Genomic DNA, 3,625 nt, shown 5'->3' on the forward strand with positions numbered 1-3,625 from the left:
TGTCCAACATTCGCGCTGGCAAAACGGGAGGAGTCCATATACGGACTTCAGTCCGGCATCACGGCCGCACAAACCTCGGTTTGTCGGACTGAAGTCCGACCTACAGCACGCAAAACCTCACCCCTCAAAATACGGCAACAACGCCTTCGCCGCCTCGATCCGGTGATCCGCGCTCGCCCCCGGATCATTCATCACCGCCATCAGAAAACTCTTCGGATCGACAAATCCGCTCCCCACCGCCAACCCGATATGCGGCGCCGAACCGGGCACGGCGGGTGGTTCCATCACCAGCCCAGCCACCGGGCCGATCGGGGCAGGCACCACGGGGCCGCCGGGTTCGAGCACCGTCATCGCCCGCCCGAAATCCGCCGCGCCGATCGACTTGAAGCCGGCCAGCAGATCGGCCTGGCGCTCCGGGCTGGGCGCCATGTCGAGCCAGGTCTCGTCGGCGAACATGCAGCCCATGGCCGGATCGATGAAGGCCGTCCAGCGGCCGTCGCCCGCCGCCTGGGCCGGGGCGAGGGGCACCAGCCGCGCCGTGGCGGACGGCAGCAGGCTCACCAGTGCCGCCGGCACCTCGGCCAAGAAGCGCGCCTGCAGGCCGGCGAGGAAAGCCTCGGCCCGCTCCAGCGGCACCGGATCGGCCAGCGAGAACCACACCCGGAAGCCCGCGCTGCCCGCCACCGACACCGCCGGCGCGGGCAGGCCCAGCTCATTCACCACGCCTTCGCACAGGGCCGCCACCGGCGCCCAGCCCGCCGCCGGGGCGATGCCGATCACCATCGTCCACACCCGCGCGTCCGGGCTCACCAGATCGAGGGCGAAGCCCGCCTCGGGCAGCGGGTCGGGCAGGTCCTGCCCCGGGCGGCCAAACAGGCGCTGCAGTTCGGCAATCAGGGAATGCATGTTCATCCTCCTTCAACGACTCATCGACGGAGCGCATTTTTACAAGCCAGCCCCGGGCTTGCAAAGGCCGCCGCCGGCATTCGTCCACCGCATGCAAAGCATGCCGACGAATCGTTTGAAGCCGCCGGGGCCTGCCCCTACCATTTCTTCCATCGAATCAACGCCCCAGGGCAACCCCATGGACCCGAACACGCCACTGGCCCAGCCGATCTCCTTCACTGCCAGCGACGGCTACACGCTCAAGGGCTTCTGCTGGCGCCACCTGGAGGCCGACGCCCGCCGCCCGGTGGTCATCATCAACCCGGCCACCTCGGTGCGCTGCCGCTACTACGCGCGCTTTGCGGCCTTCATGCACCGCCACGGCTTCGACGTGGTGAGCTACGACTACCGGGGCATCGGCGAATCCCGTCCGGCGCGGATGCGCCACTTCGAGGCCGGCTGGATCGACTGGGGCCGGCTCGATTTTGAAGCCGCGCTGCAATACGCCTTCGCGCAGTTTCCCGGCCAGCCGGTGCAGGTGGTGGCCCACAGCGTCGGCGGTTTCCTGATCGGGCTAGCCGAATCCAGCCACCGGGTGTCGCGGGTGTTCAGCATGGGCGCCCAGTACGCCTACTGGCGCGACTACGCCCCCACCCGCCGGGCCGGGCTGCTCTTCAAGTGGCACGTGGTGATGCCGGCCCTCACCGCCGTCCTCGGCTACTTTCCCGGCGGCCGGCTGGGCTGGCTGGAGGACACCCCTAAGGGCGTGGTGCGCGACTGGACCGCCCGCCATCCGCGCTTCGAGGACATCTGGCGCCGCGGCGGCGCCCGCGTGCTGCCCGACGCCGAGCGCGACGAGCTCGTCCGCCGCTTCGCCGCCGTGCGCGCCGAGACCCTCGCCGTGAGCGTGTCCGACGACGAGTTCGGCACCACCTCGGCCATCCAGCGCCTGCTCGGCTATTACCAGAACAGCCCGCGCACCCACCTGCACCTGCGCCCGGACGCCATCGGCCAGACGGCCATCGGTCACTTCGCGTTCTTCCATAGCCGCTTCGAGCACGACCTGTGGAAGATCCCCCTCGAATGGCTCCGCCACGGCCGCCTGCCGCCCGCGCCCAAAGGGCAGGTAGTGGGTGAATGGGGAGTGGGTAATGGGTAATGGGTACTGGGGAGTAGGGGCCGCGCCCACTACCTACTTCCTACTTCCCACTACCCCCCGCTGCCTCCTCCCGCACCCACGCCACCACCGCCGCCACCTCGGGCCGCAGCGGCGCCTCGGCGTGCAGCAACCAGAAGGCGTGCTCCGGGTGCGGGCCCGGGCGGGGGATGGCCAGCCGCACCAACCGGCCGTCGGCCAGCATCGGCGACACCAGGGGCAGGCGCCCCAGCGCGATGCCCTGACCGGCCACCGCGGCGTGGACCAGCTGGTCATACACGTTGAAGCGCAGCACGCCCCGGGGCTTGGCGCCCTCCCAGCCGAAACGCGCCAGCCATTCGCTCCACTGCAGCCAGGGGCGGAAGGGGCCGTCGAACTCCAGCAGCACCTGCCCGGCCAGCACCTCGGGCGAATCCAGTGCGGTGAGGCCCAGCGACGGGTGCGCCACCGGCACGATGGTTTCCTTCAGCAGCAGCTCGGCGCCTTCCGGCATGGCACCCGGCGCGCCGTAGCGGATCGCCAGGTCGATGCCCTCGGCCTTCAGGTCCACCGCCCGGCTGTTGGCCGACACCCGCACTTCGATCTCCGGGTGGCGCTGCAGGAAGTTGCCCAGCCGCGGCATCAGCCACAGCCCGGTGAGGCCCATGGTGGAGGTGATCGTCACCATGCGCCGGCCGGTGGGGCCTTTCAGCTCGCCCACCACGTCCTGCAGCTGCTGCACGGCGCTGTCGGCGCTGCGGAAGAGGCGCTCGCCCTCCGGCGTGAAGGCGATGGAGCGGTGCCCGCGCACCAGCAGCTTGATGCCCAGCGCGTCTTCCAGCGCGTGGATCTGCCGGCTCACCGCCGACTGGGTGAGGCACAGATCCTGGGCCGCGAGGGTGATGCTCATCCGCCGCCCCACCGCCACGAAGCCGCGGACGAGATCCAGCGAGGGCAACCGAACAAGCGGTGCTGACATTCCGATTCCTCATCCCAGTTGATCGAAAAACTCGTTTGAGCCGCCGGCCCAGCCCCGCTTTAATCAAGGCATGGCGTGAGGCCCACGCCATTGTGGATTCACCAACGGAATGCGAGCAAGCACCATGACCGATCACTCCAAGCCCGGGCCCGCGTGGCTCGCCAACCCCTGGCTCATCGTCGTCGCCGGCGGCCTCATCATGGGGATGGGCCTCGGCGTGCGGCACGCCCAGGGCATCTTCCAGCTGCCGATCATCCTCGACCAAGGCTGGTCGCGGGAGGCCTTCGGCTTCGCCATCGCGCTGCAGAACCTCATCTGGGGCATCGCCCAGCCCTTCACCGGGATGATCGCCGACCGCTTCGGCTCGCGCCGGGTGCTGGCCGGCGGGCTGCTGTGCTACGGGGCGGGCCTGCTGACGATGTCCCAGGCCGGAAGCCCCGCCGCCTTCACCCTGTCGGCCGGGCTGGTGGTGGGCGTGGCGCTGTCGGGCACCGCCTTCGGGGTGGTGTATGGGGCGATCAGCCGCCTGATGCCGGCCGAGCGGCGCAGCTGGGCGCTGGGCGTGACCGGCGCCATCGGCGGGCTGGGGCAGTTCGTGCTGGTGCCGGCCTCGCAAGGGCTGATCG

General features: G+C 70.0%; 4 protein-coding genes. 2 read left to right on the forward strand and 2 right to left on the reverse strand.

What is annotated here, in order from left to right:
- Positions 1-117 precede the first annotated feature (117 nt).
- A complete protein-coding gene (locus Q0672_RS18525) occupies positions 118-906 on the reverse strand; it encodes a hypothetical protein (RefSeq protein ID WP_298624649.1) in 789 nt (262 codons plus the stop codon).
- Positions 907-1,084: 178 nt separating this feature from the next.
- Between Q0672_RS18525 and Q0672_RS18530 the strand changes: the two genes are divergently transcribed.
- A complete protein-coding gene (locus Q0672_RS18530; RefSeq protein WP_298624651.1) occupies positions 1,085-2,044 on the forward strand; it encodes an alpha/beta fold hydrolase in 960 nt (319 codons plus the stop codon).
- A 40-nt stretch (positions 2,045-2,084) separates the two neighbouring features.
- Here Q0672_RS18530 and Q0672_RS18535 read toward each other — a convergent pair whose 3' ends face one another.
- Entirely contained in the window at positions 2,085-2,999 is a 915-nt protein-coding gene (locus Q0672_RS18535; protein ID WP_298624653.1) for a LysR substrate-binding domain-containing protein, read from the reverse strand.
- Positions 3,000-3,123: 124 nt separating this feature from the next.
- Between Q0672_RS18535 and Q0672_RS18540 the strand changes: the two genes are divergently transcribed.
- Positions 3,124-3,625: MFS transporter (locus Q0672_RS18540; protein ID WP_298624655.1), on the forward strand; the 502-nt coding region annotated here is incomplete at its 3' end.

The organism is uncultured Zoogloea sp., assembly GCF_937894855.1.
GTDB classification, from domain to species: Bacteria; Pseudomonadota; Gammaproteobacteria; order Burkholderiales; family Rhodocyclaceae; genus Zoogloea; species Zoogloea oryzae.

Bases quoted from the DNA above. Each gene is read 5' to 3' on its own strand.
- Q0672_RS18535 (WP_298624653.1), bottom strand. From the start codon at position 2,999: ATGTCAGCACCGCTTGTTCGGTTGCCCTCGCTGGATCTCGTCCGCGGC.
- Q0672_RS18530 (WP_298624651.1), top strand. From the start codon at position 1,085: ATGGACCCGAACACGCCACTGGCCCAGCCGATCTCCTTCACTGCCAGC.
- Q0672_RS18525 (WP_298624649.1), bottom strand. From the start codon at position 906: ATGCATTCCCTGATTGCCGAACTGCAGCGCCTGTTTGGCCGCCCGGGG.